The sequence below is a fragment of the Aquabacter sp. L1I39 genome, from assembly GCF_017742835.1.
GTDB lineage: Bacteria > Pseudomonadota > Alphaproteobacteria > Rhizobiales > Xanthobacteraceae > L1I39.
In genome coordinates this window covers 1,698,464-1,718,073 of the sequence record NZ_CP072392.1, presented here as the reverse complement: position 1 = coordinate 1,718,073, position 19,610 = coordinate 1,698,464, and the positions used below count along the sequence as shown (strand labels likewise).

19 protein-coding genes and 1 other RNA gene are annotated in these 19,610 nt (G+C 69.1%); 13 read left to right on the top strand and 7 right to left on the bottom strand.

Annotated elements, in window-relative coordinates:
* Positions 1-37: 37 nt before the first annotated feature.
* From rnpB to J5J86_RS07435, 3 genes are all read right to left on the bottom strand, one after another.
* Positions 38-421, bottom strand: an RNA gene (rnpB, locus tag J5J86_RS07445) — RNase P RNA component class A.
* 33 nt (positions 422-454) lie between these two features.
* On the bottom strand, positions 455-1,291 hold the full coding sequence (locus J5J86_RS07440) for an N-acetylmuramoyl-L-alanine amidase (RefSeq protein ID WP_209104265.1): 837 nt from the start codon (positions 1,289-1,291) through the stop codon (positions 455-457).
* A 17-nt stretch (positions 1,292-1,308) separates the two neighbouring features.
* The gene (locus J5J86_RS07435; protein ID WP_209104264.1) at positions 1,309-2,043 is read right to left on the bottom strand and encodes a TerB family tellurite resistance protein; all 735 of its coding nucleotides are present in this window, start codon (positions 2,041-2,043) and stop codon (positions 1,309-1,311) included.
* Positions 2,044-2,353: 310 nt separating this feature from the next.
* Between J5J86_RS07435 and J5J86_RS07430 the strand changes: the two genes are divergently transcribed.
* The 8 genes from J5J86_RS07430 (at position 2,354) to J5J86_RS07395 (ending at position 12,065) form a co-directional block, all read left to right on the top strand.
* Positions 2,354-2,827, top strand: coding sequence for a division/cell wall cluster transcriptional repressor MraZ (locus tag J5J86_RS07430; protein WP_209104263.1), 474 nt, complete (start codon positions 2,354-2,356; stop codon positions 2,825-2,827).
* Positions 2,824-3,864 carry a 16S rRNA (cytosine(1402)-N(4))-methyltransferase RsmH gene (gene rsmH / locus J5J86_RS07425; protein WP_209104262.1) on the top strand — a complete coding sequence of 347 codons (1,041 nt, stop codon included), beginning with the start codon at positions 2,824-2,826 and terminating at the stop codon, positions 3,862-3,864. Before J5J86_RS07430 ends, rsmH begins: the two co-directional genes overlap by 4 nt.
* Positions 3,864-4,511, top strand: a complete 648-nt coding sequence (ftsL, locus tag J5J86_RS07420) for a cell division protein FtsL (protein WP_209104261.1) — start codon at positions 3,864-3,866, stop codon at positions 4,509-4,511. The genes rsmH and ftsL overlap by 1 nt, the downstream gene beginning before the upstream one ends.
* A gap of 514 nt (positions 4,512-5,025) precedes the next feature.
* A complete protein-coding gene (locus J5J86_RS07415; RefSeq protein ID WP_209105295.1) occupies positions 5,026-6,786 on the top strand; it encodes a peptidoglycan D,D-transpeptidase FtsI family protein in 1,761 nt (586 codons plus the stop codon).
* Positions 6,787-6,929: 143 nt separating this feature from the next.
* Complete coding sequence (locus J5J86_RS07410; RefSeq protein WP_247658441.1) at positions 6,930-8,369, top strand: UDP-N-acetylmuramoyl-L-alanyl-D-glutamate--2,6-diaminopimelate ligase; 1,440 nt, start codon at positions 6,930-6,932, stop codon at positions 8,367-8,369.
* Positions 8,370-8,505: 136 nt separating this feature from the next.
* A complete protein-coding gene (locus tag J5J86_RS07405; protein ID WP_209104259.1) occupies positions 8,506-9,936 on the top strand; it encodes a UDP-N-acetylmuramoylalanyl-D-glutamyl-2,6-diaminopimelate--D-alanyl-D-alanine ligase in 1,431 nt (476 codons plus the stop codon).
* A 3-nt stretch (positions 9,937-9,939) separates the two neighbouring features.
* Complete coding sequence (gene mraY / locus J5J86_RS07400; protein ID WP_209104258.1) at positions 9,940-11,022, top strand: phospho-N-acetylmuramoyl-pentapeptide-transferase; 1,083 nt, start codon at positions 9,940-9,942, stop codon at positions 11,020-11,022.
* A gap of 110 nt (positions 11,023-11,132) precedes the next feature.
* Positions 11,133-12,065 carry a cation diffusion facilitator family transporter gene (locus tag J5J86_RS07395; RefSeq protein WP_209104257.1) on the top strand — a complete coding sequence of 311 codons (933 nt, stop codon included), beginning with the start codon at positions 11,133-11,135 and terminating at the stop codon, positions 12,063-12,065.
* A gap of 20 nt (positions 12,066-12,085) precedes the next feature.
* Here J5J86_RS07395 and J5J86_RS07390 read toward each other — a convergent pair whose 3' ends face one another.
* From J5J86_RS07390 to J5J86_RS07380, 3 genes are all read right to left on the bottom strand, one after another.
* Complete coding sequence (locus J5J86_RS07390; protein ID WP_247658210.1) at positions 12,086-12,547, bottom strand: DUF6691 family protein; 462 nt, start codon at positions 12,545-12,547, stop codon at positions 12,086-12,088.
* On the bottom strand, positions 12,544-12,984 hold the full coding sequence (locus J5J86_RS07385; protein ID WP_247658208.1) for a YeeE/YedE family protein: 441 nt from the start codon (positions 12,982-12,984) through the stop codon (positions 12,544-12,546). The genes J5J86_RS07390 and J5J86_RS07385 overlap by 4 nt, the downstream gene beginning before the upstream one ends.
* Positions 12,985-13,077: 93 nt before the next feature.
* Positions 13,078-13,290: a YgaP family membrane protein gene (locus tag J5J86_RS07380; protein WP_209104256.1), complete on the bottom strand. Its 213-nt coding sequence runs from the start codon at positions 13,288-13,290 to the stop codon at positions 13,078-13,080.
* 144 nt (positions 13,291-13,434) lie between these two features.
* Here J5J86_RS07380 and J5J86_RS07375 point away from each other — a divergent pair, with 144 nt between their 5' ends.
* Both J5J86_RS07375 and murD read left to right on the top strand, forming a co-directional pair.
* Positions 13,435-13,692 carry an ArsR/SmtB family transcription factor gene (locus J5J86_RS07375; protein WP_247658434.1) on the top strand — a complete coding sequence of 86 codons (258 nt, stop codon included), beginning with the start codon at positions 13,435-13,437 and terminating at the stop codon, positions 13,690-13,692.
* A 163-nt stretch (positions 13,693-13,855) separates the two neighbouring features.
* A complete protein-coding gene (gene murD / locus J5J86_RS07370; protein WP_209104254.1) occupies positions 13,856-15,256 on the top strand; it encodes a UDP-N-acetylmuramoyl-L-alanine--D-glutamate ligase in 1,401 nt (466 codons plus the stop codon).
* 18 nt (positions 15,257-15,274) lie between these two features.
* On the opposite strand, the gene J5J86_RS07365 is transcribed toward murD, so the two are convergent.
* Complete coding sequence (locus J5J86_RS07365; protein WP_209104253.1) at positions 15,275-16,000, bottom strand: hypothetical protein; 726 nt, start codon at positions 15,998-16,000, stop codon at positions 15,275-15,277.
* A 274-nt stretch (positions 16,001-16,274) separates the two neighbouring features.
* On the opposite strand from J5J86_RS07365, the gene J5J86_RS07360 reads away from it, so the two are divergent.
* The 3 genes from J5J86_RS07360 (at position 16,275) to J5J86_RS07350 (ending at position 19,596) form a co-directional block, all read left to right on the top strand.
* Positions 16,275-17,153 (top strand): TIGR01459 family HAD-type hydrolase, encoded by an 879-nt coding sequence (locus J5J86_RS07360; RefSeq protein WP_247658206.1) that lies wholly within the window; start codon positions 16,275-16,277, stop codon positions 17,151-17,153.
* Positions 17,154-17,262: 109 nt separating this feature from the next.
* Positions 17,263-18,231, top strand: a complete 969-nt coding sequence (locus J5J86_RS07355; RefSeq protein WP_209104251.1) for a bifunctional riboflavin kinase/FAD synthetase — start codon at positions 17,263-17,265, stop codon at positions 18,229-18,231.
* 162 nt (positions 18,232-18,393) lie between these two features.
* A complete protein-coding gene (locus J5J86_RS07350) occupies positions 18,394-19,596 on the top strand; it encodes an aminotransferase class I/II-fold pyridoxal phosphate-dependent enzyme (RefSeq protein WP_209104250.1) in 1,203 nt (400 codons plus the stop codon).
* The last annotated feature ends 14 nt before the right edge of the window (positions 19,597-19,610 follow it).

Below are 19,610 nucleotides of genomic sequence, written 5' to 3'. Positions count from 1 at the left end.
GGGCTCTTGCCCGCGCCGCCCCGCTTCTCGTGAGGAAAGCACCAGCCGGCCTGTAAGCCGGGTTCTGTACGGCGGGATTTCTCCCGCGCGGCGGCCATTCCTCTGGGACGCCGGTTGCCCGGCGCCTCTAGCAGTCAACCCGAACGGCGTCCCGAAGACAGGGCTTCGAGGCGGCGAGCCGCATCGATGCCGTTCCTATTCGACTTTGCTCCCGGTGGGGTTTGCCGTGCCGCTTCCGTTGCCGGTCGCGCGGTGGGCTCTTACCCCACCGTTTCACCCTGGCCTGCGCACGCGCAGGTGGTTTGATTTCTGTGGCACTTTCCCTGGGGTCGCCCCCGCCGGACGTTATCCGGCACCGTGTCTCCGTGGAGCCCGGACTTTCCTCGGCACCCGAAGGTGACGCGGCCGCCCGGCCGGCTGGTGGGCGCACCAATGGGCGCCCTGGGCGCTGGCGTCAAGTGTGACGGGGTCCGTCGGGATCATGAGAGTGGGGATGGCCATGGTCATGATGTGTCGGGCGGGGCGCATCATCCCCCGGCCGGCTCGCAATCAGATCCCGCAGCGTCATGATGGTGGAGAGGTCCGCCACCCCGTCCACCTTGGCGCGGCGGAAATGGCGCTGGAAGGCGCGCACCACCTGTTCGGTGGCCTCGTCATAAAGGCCGGTGACGGCAAGCCCGTAGCCATAGAGCGCCAGCATGGATTGCAGCGCCTCCACCGGCTGGCCGGCATCCCCGCGCATGAAGAAGCGACCGCCGGTGAGCGGGGCCTCGTGCACGAGATGGCCGACGCCGGCATGGTGCAGGAGGTGCCAAGGGAATTTCTCGCCCGGATCATCCTTGCGCGCGGGGGCCACGTCCGAATGGGCGAGCACCCGGTCGGCGCGGATGGGGTGGCGGGACAGAATGTCCTGGCAGAGTGCCGCCACGGCCACGATCTGCGCCTCGGGGAAGGGCGGATAGCCGTTGGAATGGCCGGGATTGGCGATCTCGATGCCGATGGAGCGGGAATTGGTGTCGGTCTGCCCCTCCCAGGAAGAGACGCCCGCATGCCAGGCGCGGCGTTCTTCCGGCACCATCTGGATGATGCTGCCGTCCTCCAGCACCACATAATGGCAGGAGACCTGCGACGCCGGATCGCGCAACAGGTCCACCGCCGCCTCGGCGGAGGTCATGCCGGTATAATGCAGCACCAGCATGTCGATGGGGCTTTTGCGCTCCCCATGATTGGGGGAGGGGGCAAGGATCCCCACCAGCGGGCTGTCGGGGCGGAAGGGCGCGGGCTCGGTCATGGGGGCGGGAGGTCCAGTCAGGTCATGCCGCGCTGGCGGGCGATGCGGTCATAGGCGGCATTCACCGCCGCCACCCGGTCATTGGCGAGCTTGAGGGCGGCGGGCGGCAGGCCGCGGGCGGCGAGCCGGTCGGGATGATGCTCGCCCACCAAGGCGCGGCGGCGCGCCTTCACCTCGGCGTCGGTGGCATCGGGGGCAAGGTCGAGCACCGCATAGGGATCGCCGGGCCGGCGCACATGGCGGGCCTCGATGCGCTCATAGGCGACGCCCTCGAAGCCCAGCAGCCGCCCCACTTCCGCGAGGAAAACCAGCTCGTCCTCGTGGAGGGCATGGTCGGCCTTGGCCACGTGGAAGAGGGCGTCGAGCAGGTCCTCGCGGGTGTCGGGATCATCGGCGAACAAAGTGCCGATCTGGCGGGCATAGGCCTCGAAGCCGGCAGTGTCCTGTTTGGCGAGGTTGAAGACGCGGGCCACCGCCTCCAGCTCCTCGGCGGGAATGTCGAACACCTCCCGGAAAGCGGCTACTTCCTGCGGCACCACCACGCCGTCCGCCTTGGCCATCTTGGCGGAGAGGGCGATCAGCCCCACCGAGAAGGCGGCCGCGCGCGGCTCGGGTGCCAGCAGGCGGTCCACCACGTTGCCGGCGATCTGGCCGGCGAGCGCGCCCACCAGCGCGCCCAGCGGCCCGCCGAGCGCCAGGCCCACGCCCGCCCCGCCGATGAGGCCCACATAGCCCACGCCTGAATTCAGCATCGCGCCCGCCCGAAGGTGTCGTGTCCGGGCCAGGGAATACGCCGGGCGCCGCCAAGGTTCAATGCGGCCCGCCCGCCCCGTCCCGGGTCACCGGCAAAGCCCCGGCTTTCAGGGATTCTTAAGGTATATGGACCGTAAATGGGGGCCGTCTTCCCATGCAGATTCATTGACGGCCCATAAGATCCCATGTTAACCCAAAGACATTCAGGAGAGCGACGCGGCGCCGGGGTATCGGCGTGCCTTCGCACCGGGGCGTCCGGGGCGAGGCCTTGGGGTTGCTCAGGTCAATGCGGGGGGCAGTACGGCCGCCATGGACCGCTTCGTGTCCACCTACACGATGCGCCTGGACAGCAAGGGCCGGGTTTCCATCCCCGCGCCCTATCGCGCCGTGCTGGCCAAGGATGGGACCGAGTATCTCTATTGCCATCCGAGCCTCGCCGGGCCGGCGCTGGATGCGGGCGGCAATCGCCTGCTGGCGGAGATCGAGGCCCTGATCGACCGTTACCCGCCCTATTCGGAGGCGCGGGAGGAACTGGCGGCCGCCTTGTACGGCACCAGCGAGACGCTGCGCATCGACCCGGAGGGCCGGGTGGTGCTGAGCGAAGGGCTGAAAGCCCATGCGGGCATCACGGACGCGGTGGCGTTCGTGGGCCTGGGACACAAGTTCCGAATCTGGGAACCCGAGCGCCTGCGTGCCCATCTCGCGGAGGCCACCGAGAAGGTGCGGCAGCTTCGGCGCGCGCTTGGTTCCTCGGCGGAGAACAGCGGAGGCAGCAAGGGATGAAATCGGGCCGCGGGGTCGGGCCCACCGACGCCGCAGGCGGACCGGCCCGTCATCTTCCCGTTATGCTGGCCGAGGTTCTCGCGCACCTCGCGCCGAAGGAGGCCGGTTCCTATGTGGACGGCACCTTCGGCGCGGGAGGTTATACGGGGGCGATCCTGGATGCGGCCGACTGCCGCGTCCTGGCTGTGGATCGCGATCCCACCGCCATTGCCGGCGGCGCGGCCCTGGTCGCCGCTTCCGGCGGGCGCCTCACCCTGGTTGAGGACCGCTTCTCGCAGCTTGATGTGCTCGCTGAGGATAACGGCTTTGCGCCGCTGGACGGGGTGGTTCTCGACATCGGCGTCTCCTCCATGCAGCTCGATCAGGCCGAGCGCGGCTTTTCCTTCCGCCGCGACGGGCCCCTCGACATGCGCATGGGCGGCGACGTGCCGTCCGCCGCTGACCTCGTGGCGGAGCTGGAAGAGGTGGAGCTGGCCCACCTCATCTGGAGCCTGGGCGAGGAGCGCCAGTCGCGGGCCATCGCCAAGGCCATCGTGAAGGCGCGCGCCGAGGCGCCCATCACCCGCACCGGGCAGCTGGCTGAAATCATCTCCCGTGTGGTGTGGGCCAAGCCCGGCGAGGTGCATCCCGCCACCCGCACCTTCCAGGCCCTGCGCATCGCCGTGAATGGCGAACTGGACGAGCTTGCCGCAGCGCTCGCCGCGGCCGAGCGGGCCTTGAAGCCCGGCGGGCGGCTGGTGGTGGTCACCTTCCACTCGCTGGAAGACCGGATCGTTAAGACTTTTCTGTCACACCGGAGCAAGGCTCCCTCCGCCTCGCGCCACCTGCCCCAGGCCGAGGGACCGGCCCCTTCCTTCCGTCTCCTGTCCAAGGGGATGGTGGAGCCCGGTCCCGAGGAAGTGGCGATCAATCCGCGCGCCCGGTCCGCAAAGCTGCGGGCAGCCGAGCGCACGGAGGCTCCGGCGCACGGGGAAGGGGACCTGCCCGGGATGCTGCCTCCCGGACTGTCGCAACGCCGTGGGCGGAGTCGTCGTTGATGTTTCGCATCGCGAACCTGGTGGTGGTCCTGGCGCTCCTGGTGACCGCTGCGGTGGTCTACCAGGTGAAGTACGCCTCGACCGCCGATGCGGAGCGCCTCGCGCATCTGCGCCAGGCCATCCGGGCCGAGCGCGACGCCATCGCCGTCATGCGTGCCGAATGGGCCAAGCGTACCTCGCCTTTGTTCGTGCAGGGCTTGGTGCAGCGCCATCTGGACCTCCAGCCGCTGGCGGTGGAAGCTATCTCCCCCTTGGACGACCTGCCCGAGAAGGTCGCCCGCCGTCAGGACGGCATTGGCGGCATGATCGAGGAATTGGTGGACACGCCGCTGGTGACCTCGTCGGTCAGCCGCAGCGCGCCCGCCCCCACCCCTCCGGCTCCGGCCGCGGGCGGCGCCGCCGTGCTGCCGCCGTCCTCCGCCCTGCGCTCGCCCAACACGCCGGTGACGCCGAAGCCGCCCGTCCAGCCCGCTGCCGGCACGCCGCAGGCGTCCGCCGCGCCGGTGCGCACCGCGCCCGCCGCGCCCCGCCCCGTGGCGCCGGCTCCCGCTTATGTCCCGCCGGCCGCGCCTGCCCCCGTCCAGACCGGTGGCGGCGGCGGCCTTGCCCCCATGCTCCCACCGGCCGGCTTGCCGGGCGGGCATTGAGGAGGCCGGAATGACAATGCCCGTTTTCGGATCCCTGCTGAGCCGCCTCCGCCAGTCCTTTGCGCGCACCCCTGCCTCGGCCGGTGCTGACACGGGGCGGGCGGCCGCGCCGGCTCAAGGGCGTGCAAAGGACGCGACGAAACTTCCCCGCCAGGCACCGGGGCTCGCCCCCGCCGCGCGGGCGGAGGCATCGACCCAGCGTCCCGCCCCGGCTGCCGTTTCTCGCGGGGCTGCCCATGCGGACCCCTCCACCGCCCCCCGCATTCGCACGCCCCAGCCTTCCCCGCCCGGCGCGGCGCTCGTCAGTCCGGGCGCCCCCGCCGGGCCTGCCGTCTCTTCCGCCACCCCTGGCGCGGCCGCCGCGCCGCAGGCGCCGGGTCTTGCCGCCCGCGCCGGTATGGCGGTGCTCGACTTCTTCCGCCAGCTGGCGGTCGCCTTCGTCATGTTCTTCGTGAACCTGTTCCTGGGCCTGTGCCGGCGCGTCGCCGGGCTCATCTATGGCACGGGCATGGGGATGGTGCGCCTTGTGGTGGGCACGTTCCGCTTTTCCATCTCCTTCTCCGTGGGCCTCTACCGCGCCTTGCTGGGCCTTGACCGGGTGGATGCGGAGACCGTCACCCGCGCCCGGCTCAAGCTGCTGGTGCTCGCCTTCTCGCTGGTGTTCCTGGCCATTGCCGGCCGGCTGACCGTGATGGGCGTGCTCGCCGATCCCAATGGCGCGCGCGGCGGCGGCTCGGAGGCGGTGGCCTCAGCGCGTCCGGACATCATCGACCGCAACGGCGACATCATCGCCATCGACGTGAAGTCGCCCTCTTTGTTCGCCGAGCCGCGCCGTCTGATCGACCCCGACGAGGCGCTGGAAGGCCTCTTGAAGGTGCTGCCCGACCTCGACGTGGCCGAGACCCGCGCCCGGCTGAATTCCGGCAAGGGCTTTGCCTGGCTGAAGCGCGAGATCACGCCGGCCCAGCAGCGCGCCATCTTCCGCCTCGGCCTGCCGGGCATCGGCTTCGTGAAGGAAAACCGGCGCATCTATCCCGATGGCCCGACGCTGTCCCACGTCATCGGCAATGTGAACGTGGACAATCAGGGCATTGCCGGCATCGAGAAATATGTCGACGGCCGGGGGCTTGCCGAGCTGCACCTCGCTGGCCTTGCCACCGACCGGCAGCAGGAGCCGGTGCAACTGTCCGTCGACATGCGTGTCCAGCATGCGGTGCGCGACGAACTGTCCCGCGCCCGCGAGAAATTCAAGGCCAAGGCCGCCATGGGCCTGGTCATCGACGTCAATACGGGCGAGATCGTCTCCATGGTCTCGCTGCCGGACTTCGATCCCAATGTGGGCGGCAACCCCAAGGATGACGCCTATCTCAACCGCCTGACCACCGGCGTGTTCGAGATGGGCTCCACCTTCAAGTCGCTGTCCTTCGCCATGGCGCTGGATTCTGGCAAGATCACCCTGAACTCCTCGTTCGATGCGCGTGGCGCGCTGTCCTTCGGGCGCTTCGCCATCCATGACTATCACGCGGAAAACCGGGTGCTGTCGGTGCCCGAAATCTTCCTTGTTTCCTCCAACGTTGGCACCGCCAAGATGGTGCTGTCGCTGGGCGTAGAGGCGCATAAAGCGTTCCTGCGCAAGATGGGGCAGCTCGACCGGCTGCGCACCGAATTGCCGGAAAGCGCCGAGCCTATCGTGCCCAAGCGCTGGGGCGAGCTGAACTCGGCCACCATCGCCTTCGGCCACGGCATCGCGGTCGCGCCGCTTCAGGCGGTGATGGCGGTCAATTCCATGGTGAATGGCGGCTTCCTCATCCCGCCCACTTTCATGAAGCGGACACCCGAGGAGGCGCAGAAGCTCGCCACGCGCGTGCTGAAGCCCGAAACCTCCGACAAGATGCGCTACCTCCTGCGGCTGAACGTGGAAAAAGGCTCGGGCCGGAAGGCGGATGTGCCTGGCTTCATGGTTGGGGCCAAGACCGGCACCGCCGAGAAGGTGGTGAATGGACGCTATGCCAAGAACAAGCTGCTGACCTCGTTCACGGCCGTCTTCCCCATGGATCACCCGCAATATCTGGTGCTGGTGATGCTGGACGAGCCGCAGCCGACGCCCGACACCCACGGCTATGCCACCTCCGGCTGGAATGCGGCCCCCACCGCCGGCAAGATCGTGGAGCGCATCGCCCCCATGCTGAACGTGATGCCGCGCCAGAACCTGCCCACGGCCGACCAGATGCTGAAGACCGCGCAGGGCACCCAGAAGGTGGCCGAGCGCCAGTGAGCGCGCCGCTTCCGGTGCCGGCCTCGCCTGCAGGAGCTTGGACTGGCAAGAACCGGACTGGCGAGAACCGGGCTGGCAAGAACCGGACCGGCAAGAGATGCGGGGCCCCGCTTGATGGAGACGATGCGTAGACCATGACCCACATGCCCCTCGGCGACCTCCTGGCCGGACATGCCCGCCTGATGGCTGGGCCGCAGGGGCTTGCCGTGTCCGGCCTGACCGCGGACAGCCGCAAGGTGATGCCGGGCGCCCTCTTCGTCGCAGTGACCGGCACCCATGCGGACGGTGCCCGTTTCATTTCCGACGCGGTTAGGAAGGGCGCGGTGGCGGTGCTGATGGAGCCCTCGGCGCCGCCCCCCGATCTGCCTGAAGGCGTGGCGCTGGCCTTTTCGCTCGACGTGCGCCGCTCCCTGGCGCTGGCCGCCGCCCGCTTCCACACCCGCCAGCCCAAGGTGATCGCGGCGGTCACCGGCACTGCCGGAAAGACCTCAGTCGCCTTCTTCCTGCGTCACATCTGGGCGCGACTGGGCCATGAGGCGGCTTATCTTGGCACGCTCGGCCTCGTGACCGCGCGCGAGACGGCCTATGGCGGGCTCACCTCGCCCGATCCCGTCGGCCTCCACGAGATGCTGGACCGGCTTGCGGGGGAGGGCGTCACCCATATGGCGCTGGAGGCCTCATCCCATGGCCTTGATCAGCGGCGCATGGACGGGGTGAAGCTCACGGCCGGGGGCTTCACCAATCTGGGCCGCGACCATCTGGACTACCATCCCACAGTGGAGGCCTATTACCGGGCCAAGCTCCGCCTTTTCACCGAGCTGTTGCCGGAGGATGCCCCCGCCGTGGCCCTCACCGAGGCCCCCTATGGCGCGACCACCTTGGCCTATGCCCGCACCCGCGGCCTGCCCACCTTGGCCATCGGGCCGGGCGGTGACATGGATGTGCGATCGATCGGGGCGGAAGGGCTCGGCCAGCGCATCGAGATTGCGGGGGCGCCGCCCTTCCACCTGCCGCTGATGGGCCGCTTCCAGGCCGACAATGCCCTGCTCGCCGCCGGCCTTGCGGAAGCCTGCGGGGCCGAGAGGGATGCCGTGCTGGCGACGCTCGCCACCTTGCCCGGCGTGCCCGGACGCCTGGAGCGGGTGGGCGATGACCCGGACCGGGTGGTGTTCGTGGACTATGCCCACAAGCCCGACGCGCTGGCCGCCGTGCTGGACACGCTGCGCCCTGCTGTGCACGGGCGCCTCGTGGTGGTGTTCGGCTGCGGCGGCGACAGGGACAAGGGCAAGCGCCCACTCATGGGCCAGATCGCTGTCGAGAAGGCAGATGCCGTCATCGTCACCGACGACAATCCCCGCAGCGAGGTGCCGGCGGTGATTCGCGCCGAGATCCTGGCCGGCGCCCCGGGCGCGCGGGAGATCGGCGACCGCGCGGAGGCCATCGCTGTCGCCGTGGGAGAGCTGCAAAGCGGGGATGTGCTGGTGGTTGCGGGGAAAGGTCACGAAACCGGCCAAATCATGGGCGACCGGACGCTTCCTTTCAGCGATAGCGAGGCCGTTCGCGCTGCGCTGCGGCAGAAGTGAGGTCGGGCCGCGCGAGAGCGCGATCCGACCAGAGTGAATCAGTCCGGTCGGATCCGGCTCTAGAGCAGACGCGGCCAGTGGCCGGTCAGGTGAGGGGCGCCCGCGGGGGCCGCCCCGCAGTCCAGGGAGCGTGCGCATGAGCGAACCGCTATATGGGATCGAGGAACTGGCCGCCGCCACCGGTGGCACCGTGCGCGGGGCGCCTGAGCCCGTGCGGGGCATTTCCATCGATACGCGGACGCTGGCGCCGGGCGATGCCTTCTTCGCCATCACGGGCGAGAATTCCGACGGCCATGCCTATGTGGACCGCGCCTTTTCCAATGGCGCGGCGGTGGCGGTGGTGGCGCGCGACCGCGCCGATGCCTTCCCGCCCGACGCCAATCTCCTGGTGGTGGACGACGTGCTCGGGGCGCTGGCGGATACCGGCCGCGCCGCGCGGGCGCGCTCCACGGCCGGCATCGTCGCGGTGACCGGCTCGGTGGGCAAGACCACCTCCAAGGAGGCGCTGCGCCTCGCCTTGTCCGCCGATGGCCCCACCCATGCGTCCGCCGCCTCCTACAACAATCATTGGGGGGTGCCCCTCTCGCTGGCCCGCATGCCGCGCGAGGCACGCTATGGCGTGTTCGAGATCGGCATGAATCATCCCGGCGAGATCACGCCCCTGGTGCGCATGGTGCGCCCGAAGGTGTCCATCATCACCACGGTCGAGGCGGTGCATATCGCCCAGTTCTCAGGCATTGAGGAGATCGCCGCCGCCAAGGCCGAGATCTTTGACGGGCTCGAGGCCGGTGGCACCGCCGTCCTCAACATGGACAATTCCCAGTTCCGGCTCCTGACCGACTTCGCCAAGGCCAAGGGCGCCTCGAACATCGTCACCTTCGGCACGGACCCCGCCGCCGATTGCCGCCTCCTGGACGTGTCGCTCCAGGCCCATTGCTCGGTCATCGTCGCCGATGTGATGGGTTCGCGGGTGACGCTGAAGGTGGGCATGCCCGGCCGCCATGTGGTGCAGAATGTGCTGGCGGTGCTGGCGGCAGTGAAGCTCCTGGGCGCGGACCTGGCGCTATCGGCGCTCGCGCTCGCCGCGCTGCGTCCGCCGCCGGGACGCGGCGTGCCGCTGCAACTGACCGTGCCGGGTGGCACGGCTGTGCTGCTGGACGAGAGCTACAACGCCAATCCAGCCTCCATGCGCGCCGCCATCGACGTCTTGAGCCGCACCCCCGTGGGGCCGCGCGGACGGCGCATCGCGGTGCTCGGCGACATGCTGGAGATGGGCACGGACGGTCCGCGCCATCACCGCGAGTTGGCCGAACCGCTGAAGGCCGCGGGCATCGACCTCGTTTTCTGCTGTGGGCCGCTCATGCACGAACTTTGGTACGCCTTGCCGGGCGACCGCCGCGGCGGCTATGCCCCGGCCTCCGACACGCTGGCCGCGCTGGTGGCCGCCAGTCTGCGGCCGGGCGACACGCTGATGGTGAAGGGCTCGAATGGCAGCCGTATGGGACCGTTGGTGAAAGCGCTGGCCGAGCGCTTCCGGGCTCCCGGCGAAGCCCTGATCGAAGGATAGACCATGCTTCAATGGCTTGCGCAGCTGCACGACATCTTCCCGGGGATGAACGTCTTCCGCTACATCACCTTCCGGACCGGCGGGGCGATCGTCACGGCGCTGCTGTTCGTGTTCCTGTTCGGGCCGGGCATCATCTCGGTGCTGCGGGTGAAGCAGGGCAAGGGCCAGCCCATCCGCGCGGACGGCCCCCAGTCCCACCTGCTCAAGAAAGGCACGCCCACCATGGGCGGGCTGATGATCCTGTCCGGCCTGCTGGTGGCGGTGCTGCTGTGGGCGAACCTCGCCAACATCTATGTCTGGACGGTGCTGGGCGTCACCGTGGGCTTCGGCCTCATCGGCTTCTATGACGACTATCTCAAGGTCACCAAGCAGACCCATGCGGGCTTTTCCGGCAAGGCGCGTCTCGCCGCCGAGGCGGTGATCGCCGGCGTCGCGGTGGTCATCATGGTGAGCGTGGGCAAGCCGGGCCTGTCCTCTTCGCTTGCCTTTCCCTTCTTCAAGGACCTGCTGCTCAATCTGGGCTGGTTCTTCGTGCTGTTTGGTGCCTTCGTGATCGTGGCGGCGGGCAATGCGGTGAACCTGACCGACGGCCTCGACGGCCTTGCCATTGTGCCGGTGATGATCGCCGCTGGTTCCTTCGGCATGATTTCGTACTTGGCCGGCAACGTGCTGTTCGCGGACTATCTCCAGATCCATTACGTGGCGGGGGTGGGCGAACTGGCGGTGATCTGCGGCGCCATGATCGGCGCCGGCCTCGGCTTCCTCTGGTTCAACGCCCCGCCCGCCCAGATTTTCATGGGCGATACCGGCTCGCTGGCGCTGGGCGGCCTCATCGGCACGGTGGCGGTGGCAGTGAAGCACGAGATCGTGCTGGTGGTGATCGGCGGGCTGTTCGTGCTGGAGGCGGTGTCGGTGATCGTGCAGGTGGTCTCGTTCCGCCTCACCGGCAAGCGCGTCTTCAAGATGGCGCCCATCCACCACCATTTCGAGCAGCTGGGCTGGACCGAATCCCAGGTGGTCATCCGCTTCTGGATCATCGCGGTCGTGCTGGCTCTGCTCGGCCTCGCCACGCTCAAGCTGCGCTGAAACCGCACTGACCGCCGCGCGGGTGCCGGTCGCCCGCCGCCATTGCCTTCCCCGCGCGGCCTGAACTAGCCTTGTCCCGTGCCCCGTATGGGGGGCGAGGGGAGGGGCCATTGACGCATGCCGCGCCAGAACCGCCCGTGGTGCCCGACGCGCTCGCCCTCCAGCGCGAGCGCTCCATGCTTTTGGCGGCGCTCAGCGACCTCGTCCTCATCGCCGGTCAGTTCACCACTGCTGTCTTCGCCAATTCGCTGATGATGCTGGCGGAGGCCGTGCGCGCCTTCCTGCTGGTGGTGTTGGAACTGGTGCTGCTGGGGGTGCTCCGGCGCATCCATCGCGGCCGCATGCACGATTTCGACTATGGGGCCGGCAAGGTTGAGCAGTTCGCCAACCTGTCCGTGGCCCTGGGCATGGGGTTTGCCGGGCTGTGGGTCGGGGTGGGGGCGGCCTATCGCTGGTGGCATCCGCCCGAGCAGGTGGAGGCCGGTCTTCTGTTCGCGGTGGGTGTGGGGGCGCTGAATGCGCTGCAGAACGCCTATGTCTTCCGCGCCTTGTGGCGGGCGGGGGGCGACGGGCGCTCCGTCATCATGATGGGGCAGGTGCGCACCCGGCTCGCCAAGCTCATCTCCTCGGCCATCGTGCTGGTGGCGCTCACCGTGAATGCCAGCTTTCCCGGCGGCACCGTCGCGCTGGTGGCGGAGGTGGCGGGATCAGCCTTCGTGGCCCTGGTGATGGTGCAGCTGGCGGTGAGCATGGCCCGCCAGTCGCTGCCCTCGCTGCTGGACCGGACGCTGGAGGAAAAGCAGCAGCACCTCATCAACCGCGCTCTGGTGCGCCATTTCGACCGCTATGACGCGCTGGTTTCGGTGCGCTCGCGCCTGTCGGGCAACATGCCCTGCGTGGACGTGGTGCTGGGCTTTGCGCCGGAGCGCCGCATGGAGGACGTGCAGGGGGTCACCGACCAGGTGGCTGGCGAGGTGCAGGCCCTCATTCCGGGCGCGCAGGTGACGGTGACCCCGGTGCTCAGCCCCGCCGCGCCGGCCTGAACCGGCGGGCGGCGGCGGGTTTACCGGCTCGTCTGGGCCGGGCGGATTTCCACCGCGCCGGAGATGCGCGGACACCGGGCCACCGCCAGATGGGCCAGCGCCATGCCGGCGAACATGGGCACCAGGAAGGCCAGGATGGCCGGGTTCAGCAGCGCCAGCGAAGCGATGGCCGGCCCCGGACAGATGCCGGCCAGCCCCCAGCCCAGGCCGAAAATGGCCGCGCCGATGACCAGGCGGGGGGTGATGTCCGTGGCCGTGGGCCAGGAGAAGGCACCGGCAAAGACCGGCCGCGACCAGCCGCGCAGCACCCGGAAGCCGATGAAGGCGACCGCCACCGCCACCGCCATGGTGACGGCGAGGGACGGGTCGAACTGACCGGCGAGATCGAGGAAATTGAGCACCTTGGCCGGGTCCAGCATGCCGGAGAGGGCAAGGCCGGCGCCGAACAGCAGGCCGGCGAGGAGGGCACCAAGACCGATCATGACAGGCCTCCCACATGGCGCATCAGGAAGGTGACGAGGATGGCGACCCCCATGAAGACGAGGGTGGCCGTGAGCGAGCGGACCGAAAGCCGGGCGATGCCGCACACCCCGTGGCCCGAGGTGCAACCCTGCCCGATGGTGGCGCCGAAGCCCACCAGGAGGCCTGCCACCGCCAGGAGGCCGAGGCTGGGCGGCAAATGCTGCGGCACGCCGCCGGCGACAAGCGCGACCACCGCCGCCCCGCCCACGAGGCCGGCGACGAACAGAAGCTGTTCCAGCAGCGGGCCGCGGGCGCTGGTATTGACCAGGCGCCCGGCAATGCCGCTGATGCCGGCAATCTTGCCGTTGAGGGCCATCAGCACCACCACGGAGGCGCCGATGAGCAGCCCGCCCACTCCCGAAAGGAGCGGCGTGAAGTCTGTTGCAGGAAGGGTCACGTCATTTCACCTTGTCGGCCCAACTGGGGCGCGAGACTTGTCTTCTCGGTACGGAATGCTCAATTGAGGGTCACCGGACGCGCGCCGGACCACCTATTTGGCATCCGCCCGCGTGTTGATGGGGCAGGTGGAGATGCCGAGCAGCCGATAGGCCGGGCAGAAGCGCATAGAGGCGGTGCCGAGCAGAACCACGCCGATGAGCGGCAGCACATAGGTCCACACGCCGGTCACCAGCAGCGGCGAGGCCAGGAGCAACAGCCCCAGGACAGCCCGAATGGCCCGATCCAATCCACCCACATTGCTCATGTCCGCCTCCTGTGATCTAATGATTTTAGTATTTCATGAAACTCTAAAATGTCAACAGCCCTGAACCTCCCTTCGCCGCATGCCGGCCCCATCCCCCAGGAGCTCGTCCGCAACTCCGATGCGGCCGCTGCCCTCCTGTCCTCCATGGCCCATCCCAAGCGCCTGCTGGTCCTGTGCCAGCTGGTGGAAGGGGAACGCACCGCCGGCGACCTGGCGGCGGATGTGGGACTGAGCCCCTCCGCCCTGTCGCAGCACCTCGCCAAGATGAAGGCGGCGGGCATTGTCGCCAGCCGCCGCGAAGGCCAGACGCTGCATTACCGCCTTGCCGGGCGGGAGGTGCGGGCGGTGATGGAGACGCTCTACAACCTTTATTGCGCCCCCGACGCCGGGGCGCACTGCTGAGGCGCTGGCGGATTGACGTTGCGGCACGGTGACCGGCAGGGCGCTCATGCGTGGAAATGCCCGCCCGCGCCCGCGCCGGGATGCTTCCCTTCCGCCGCGACCCGTTCTAGTGCTGGGCTGCTTTGCCGGCAGGGGGCTGCCGGTTCCAGTCCGGGTCCGTTCGATGATTCCCGTTGCCAGTTTCAAGGATCGTCCTGTCGCCGTGTTCGGCCTGGGCGGGTCCGGTCTTGTGACCGCTGAGGCCCTGGTGGCGGGCGGCGCGCAGGTGATCGTTTATGACGATGGCGAGGCCGGTCGCGCCAAGGCCAAGGCGGCGGGCCTGAATGTGGTGGACCTCCGGCAGGTGGATTTCACCCAGCTCGCCGCACTGATTCTTTCCCCCGGCGTGCCGCTCACCCATCCCAAGCCCCACTGGAGCGTGGAGCTTGCCCGCGCGGCGGGGGTGGAGATCATCGGCGACATCGAATTGTTCTGCCGTGAGCGGCGGACCCGCGCCCGCCACTCCCCCTTCGTCGCCATCACCGGCACGAATGGCAAGTCCACCACCACGGCGCTCATCGCCCATCTGCTGGCGACCGGCGGGCGGGATGTGCAGATGGGCGGCAATATCGGAACGGCCATCCTCTCCTTGGAGCCGCCCCGTTCCGGCCGAGTGCATGTGGTGGAGTGCTCCTCCTACCAGATCGACCTGGCCCCCACCCTCGACCCTTCCGTGGGCGTGCATCTCAACCTCACCCCCGACCATCTGGACCGCCACGGCACCATCGAGGCCTATGCGGCGGTAAAGGAGGGCCTGCTGGAGGGCGTCCCCACCGGCGGCACGGCGGTGGTGGGCGTCGATGACGATTATTCGGCCGCCATGGCTGATCGGGCCGAGCGGGCCGGCACCCATGTGGTGCGCATTTCCGTGCAGCGGCCGCTGGCGGATGGGGTGTGGCGGGATGGCACCGCTATCGTGCTGAGCGAGAAGGGTGTGGAGCGCTTCCGGCTGGACCTTGCCGGCATCTCCTCCCTGCGCGGCGCCCACAATGCCCAGAATGCCGCCGCCGCCTTCGCCGCCGCCCGCGCCATCGGGCTGGCGCCGGAAGTGATCGCCATCGGCATGCGCCGCTTTCCGGGCCTTGCCCATCGCATGGAAGAGGTGGGCTGCAAGGGCCAGGTGCTGTTCGTCAATGACAGCAAGGCTACCAATGCGGATGCCGCCGAACGGGCGCTGACCTCGTTCTCCAACATCTATTGGATTGCCGGCGGCAAGCCCAAGTCCGGCGGCATCGAGCCGCTCAAGCCCTTCTTCGGGGCGGTGAAGCGGGCCTATCTCATCGGCGAGGCGGCGGAGGACTTCTCCCGCACGCTGGCGGGCCAGGTGCCGCACGAGATCGCCGGCACCCTCGACCAGGCCATCGCCCACGCGGCCCGCGATGCCGAGGCCGATGGCCTCGACCCGGCGGTGGTCCTGCTCTCTCCCGCCTGCGCCAGCTTCGACCAGTTCCCCAATTTCGAAGTCCGCGGCGACGCCTTCCGCACCCTCGCCCAGGCCTTGCCGGGGGTGACGATGCGGGGGTGAGGCGGCGCCCGCCCCGCGTTACTTCCCCTCCTTAACCCGCTGGTAGGTGTTGCCGAGGTCGTCCTGGACCACCACGGCGACGCCGTCGGCGCCGAGCGCTAGGTCGGCGGAGGGCACGACCTTGGCATAGGTCCATCCCTTGGGGAGCTCCAGGCGCTTACCGAGATCGGGCAGGGCCGCGTAGGTCAGGCCCGGCTCCTTCATCCTGGAATAGGACTGCATGACATAGACCGCCCCGCCCGGTGCGGTGAGCTGGAACGTGGGCTTTCCGGCCTCGAACACGAAGGTGGTGTCCCGGTGCACCTCGTGCTCCGCATAAGGCGGGTTGCGCAGGTCCCAGAGGGAGAGCTTCACCTCCGCGCGCTTGACGAAGCCGATGCCGCCCAGGTCCACCATTTCGCCCGCCTTGGTGGCGCCGCTGGCGATGATCTTGTCCATGAGGAAATAGCGCGGCCCGTTCAGCACCGCCGTGAACGCATCGAACCGGCGCTTCACGTCCGCCTCGGTCAGCGCCTTCCATTTGTCCGCCGGGCAATCGTCCCGCCCCAGCGTATTGTAGACGGAGGCGATGAAGGTCAGCGCGTCGCGCTGGATGGGCAGGATCTCGCAATAGCGGGCATCGCGCAGCACTGGCGGCAGGTTGAGAGGCTGCGCCCCGGCGGGCACGGTGAAGAGGGCTGCGGCTGCGAAGGCGGCGGCAAGGCAGGTCTGGAACCTGCCGGTGAGGGTGGCTGTTTGCCTCATTGGGTGTCCCACTTCAAAGACGAGCCCGCCCGCCCCTGCGCGGTCCCTGTTCCAGATTGCGTGCCATGCCCCCGCTGTCACGCCGCCCTTATAGGCGGTCGGGGCAGGGGGAATGAAGGGGCGAGGGCCTTAGGGCCAAAAGGTTTTCGGATTGGCCGGGAGGTGCCCTGGATCGTTTGCGATGCAGCATGCCTCTTGTGATCGACGGCGGACCGTGGCACGTCGGGGCACCGATCGGCCCGCGCGGCGCGAGAAGGATGAGGACGACATGAACATGGAGAGCAGGCTCGTGGCACCCCGGCCGGTGTCCGGTCTTTCGGAACTGGCTGCCGACTACGAACTGATCCTGTGCGACGTGTGGGGCGTGCTGCACAATGGCTTGGCCGCCTATGCGCCCGCTGGCGATGCGCTCACCCGCGCCCGTGACAGCGGCGCCAAGGTGGTGCTGGTTTCCAACGCGCCCCGGCCCAACGCCTTCATCATCACCATGCTGGACAAATTGGGCGTGCCCCGTTCCGCCTATGATGGCGTGGTGACCTCCGGCGACGTGACGCAGGCGGTGCTCTCCGGCCATCCCGGCGCGCGCATGTATCATATCGGCCCCTCCCGGGACCTGCCCACCTTCGACGGGCTGGACCTTCAGCGCTCCGGCCCCGACGAGGCGGACCTGATCGTCTGCACCGGCCTGTTCGACGACGAGGTGGAGACGGCGGAGGACTATCGCGCCTCCCTCACCGCCCTGAAGGCCCGCCATGTGCCCCTCATCTGCGCTAATCCCGACATTGTGGTGGAGCGCGGCGACAAGCTGATCTATTGCGCCGGGGCCATCGCCCAGCTCTATGACCAGCTGGGCGGCCACACCGTCTATTGCGGTAAGCCGCACAAGCCCATCTATGACACCGCGCTGGCCCGCGCCGGCGCCCTGCCGGGCGGACTTCCCGCCGCGCCGAAGGTGCTGTGCATCGGCGATGCCCTGCGCACCGACATTATGGGCGCCACCGCGGCCGGCTTCGACAGCCTGTTCATCGCCTCCGGCATCCATGCGGCGGAACTGGGCGCCGAGGGTGGCGCTGAGCCCAATGCGGAGGCGCTCATCAATCTCTTCACCGGCCATGCCCATCCGCGTGGCGTGATGCCTCGTCTCGCCTGGTAAGGCGCACCCGGCGTCGCCCCGGCTTGACGGTGGGGCGGCGCTGGTTCAACCCTTTGCCCGCCCGGGCTGTGCTGCGCCGGGCCTTGCCGTTCCTTCAGTCCGGTCGCCGATGACACGTTCCCCCTCCGCCGATCCGAGCTTCGCCGTGGTGCACGGCCTTGCCCCCGTGCCGCCCGCGCTTGATCGGCCGGTGGTGGCCATCGGCAATTTCGATGGCGTCCATCGCGGCCACCAGGCGGTGATCGGCGTGGCGCAGCAAATGGCGGAGCGGCTCGGCCGTCCGGCGGCAGCGCTCACCTTCGAGCCCCATCCGCGCAGCTTCTTCCAGCCCGCCAAGATCCTGTTCCGCCTCACCCCGCCCGAGCAGAAGATCGCCTGCCTCGCTGCGACCGGCGCGGACGGGGCCATTGTGCTGCCCTTCGATGCGGGGCTGGCGACGCTTTCCGCCGATGCCTTCGTCGAAGAGATCCTGGTGGGCCACTTCCGGGTGTCCGGGGTGGTGGTGGGCTTCGACTTCCATTTCGGGCGCGGCCGGGGCGGTTCGCCGGATTTCCTGAAGGAGGCCGGCGCCGCCCATGGCTTCGAGGTGGCGGTGGTGGAGCCCATGCGCGACGAGGGCGATCCCATTTCCTCCAGCGCCGTGCGCGCGGCTCTTGCGGCGGGCCAAGTGGGCCATGCCGCGCACATGCTCGGCCGGCCCTGGAGCATCGCGGCGACCGTCATTCATGGCGACAAGCGGGGCCGGACGCTGGGCTATCCCACCGCCAATCTCGCGCTGCCGGCGGGCACGGAACTGGCCTTCGGCATCTATGCGGTGCGCGTGCGTGTGGGGGGGCGGACGGTGGACGGGGTGGCGAGCTACGGCCGGCGCCCCACCTTCGATGACGGCGCCCCGCTGCTGGAGGTGCACCTGTTCGACTTTGCCGGCGACCTCTATGGCCAGGAGCTGGACGTGGCCCTGGTGGGCTATATCCGCCCGGAAATGAAGTTCGACAGCATCGACGCCCTCATCGCCCAGATGGACCGCGACAGCGCCACCGCCAAGGACATTCTGGCGGGGCAGGGCGATCAGGTCTGACCTGTTCGGGTGGGTTTTGAGGCGATGATCGGCGCCCAGGCAGGGGGGCCGACGTCCCGCCTCGGGTGCCTTCCCGCGAAAGGCAGGCCGGGCCATTGCGGTTAGGCGCCTCTTAACCCAAATCGCGCATGGTTTACCTTAACTTTCGCGAACCCCGTGCCGATGCCCCATTCCGCCCCCTCAGCGCCTCCCGTGGAGGATCGCCGCTCCCCCTTCGTCCGGCTCGCCGACCTGTTGGCGGACATCGCGCCCGGCCGCGCGCCGCTCTCCGCCGCCGTGGGCGAGCCCCAGCATGCCATGCCGGGCTTCGTGCAGCCGGTTCTGGATGCTTCGCTCGCGGGCTTCGGCCGCTATCCCCGCGCCGAGGGCCTGCCCGCCTTCCGCAAGGCGGCCGCCGCCTGGCTCGACCGGCGCTATGACATCGGCCGGCCGGTGGATGCGGACACGGAAGTGCTGGTGTTGAACGGCTCCCGCGAGGGGCTGGTGACCGCCGCCGTGGTGGCCAAGCGTCGCGTTGCCGAGCGGCCCGGACGGCCGGTCATGCTGCTGCCCAATCCCTTCTATGCCGCCTATGCGGCAGGTGCGGAACTGGCCGGCTGCGAGGCGGTGGTGATGCCCACCACCCGTGAAAGCGGCTGGCTGCCCGACCTTGATGCCCTCTCCCCCGAGCTTCTCGCCCGCACGGTGGCCGTGTTCCTGGCCTCCCCCGCCAATCCGCAGGGGGCGGTGGCCTCGCGCGATTATCTCAAGCGCCTGCTGGCGCTCACCCGCGCCCATGGCGCCTATCTGTTCGCCGACGAGTGCTATTCCGAGGTCTATCTCGGCGAGAAGGCCCCCGCCGGCATCCTCGAAGCCTGCGACGGTGATTTTTCCGGCGCGGTGGCCTTCAATTCGCTGTCCAAGCGCTCGTCCTTGCCGGGGCTGCGCTGCGGCTTCTGCGCCGGCGATGCGGATTTCCTGAAAGAATATCTGGCCTTCCGCTGGGTGGCCGCGCCGCAGGTGCCCGAGCCCTTGCAGATGGTGGGCATCGCGGCGCTGGAGGACGAGGCCCATGTGGAGGCCTCCCGCGCGCTCTACAAGGCCAAGTTCGACCTCGCCGACGGCCTGCTCCAAGGCCGGTTCGGCTATGAGCGGCCGGAGGGCGGCTTTTTCCTGTGGCTCGACGTCTCGGCGGCCGGCGGCGGCGAACAGGCCGCGCTGCGCCTGTGGCGCGAACAGGGCCTGCGCACCGTGCCGGGCGGCTATCTTGCCCGCCGGGACGCCGACGGCATCAATCCCGGCGACGCCTATCTGCGCGTCGCCTTGGTCCAGGACCTGCCCACTTGCGAGGAGGTGCTCAAGCGCCTCGTCGCCGGCCTGAGCTGAAGGAGACCGAGCGC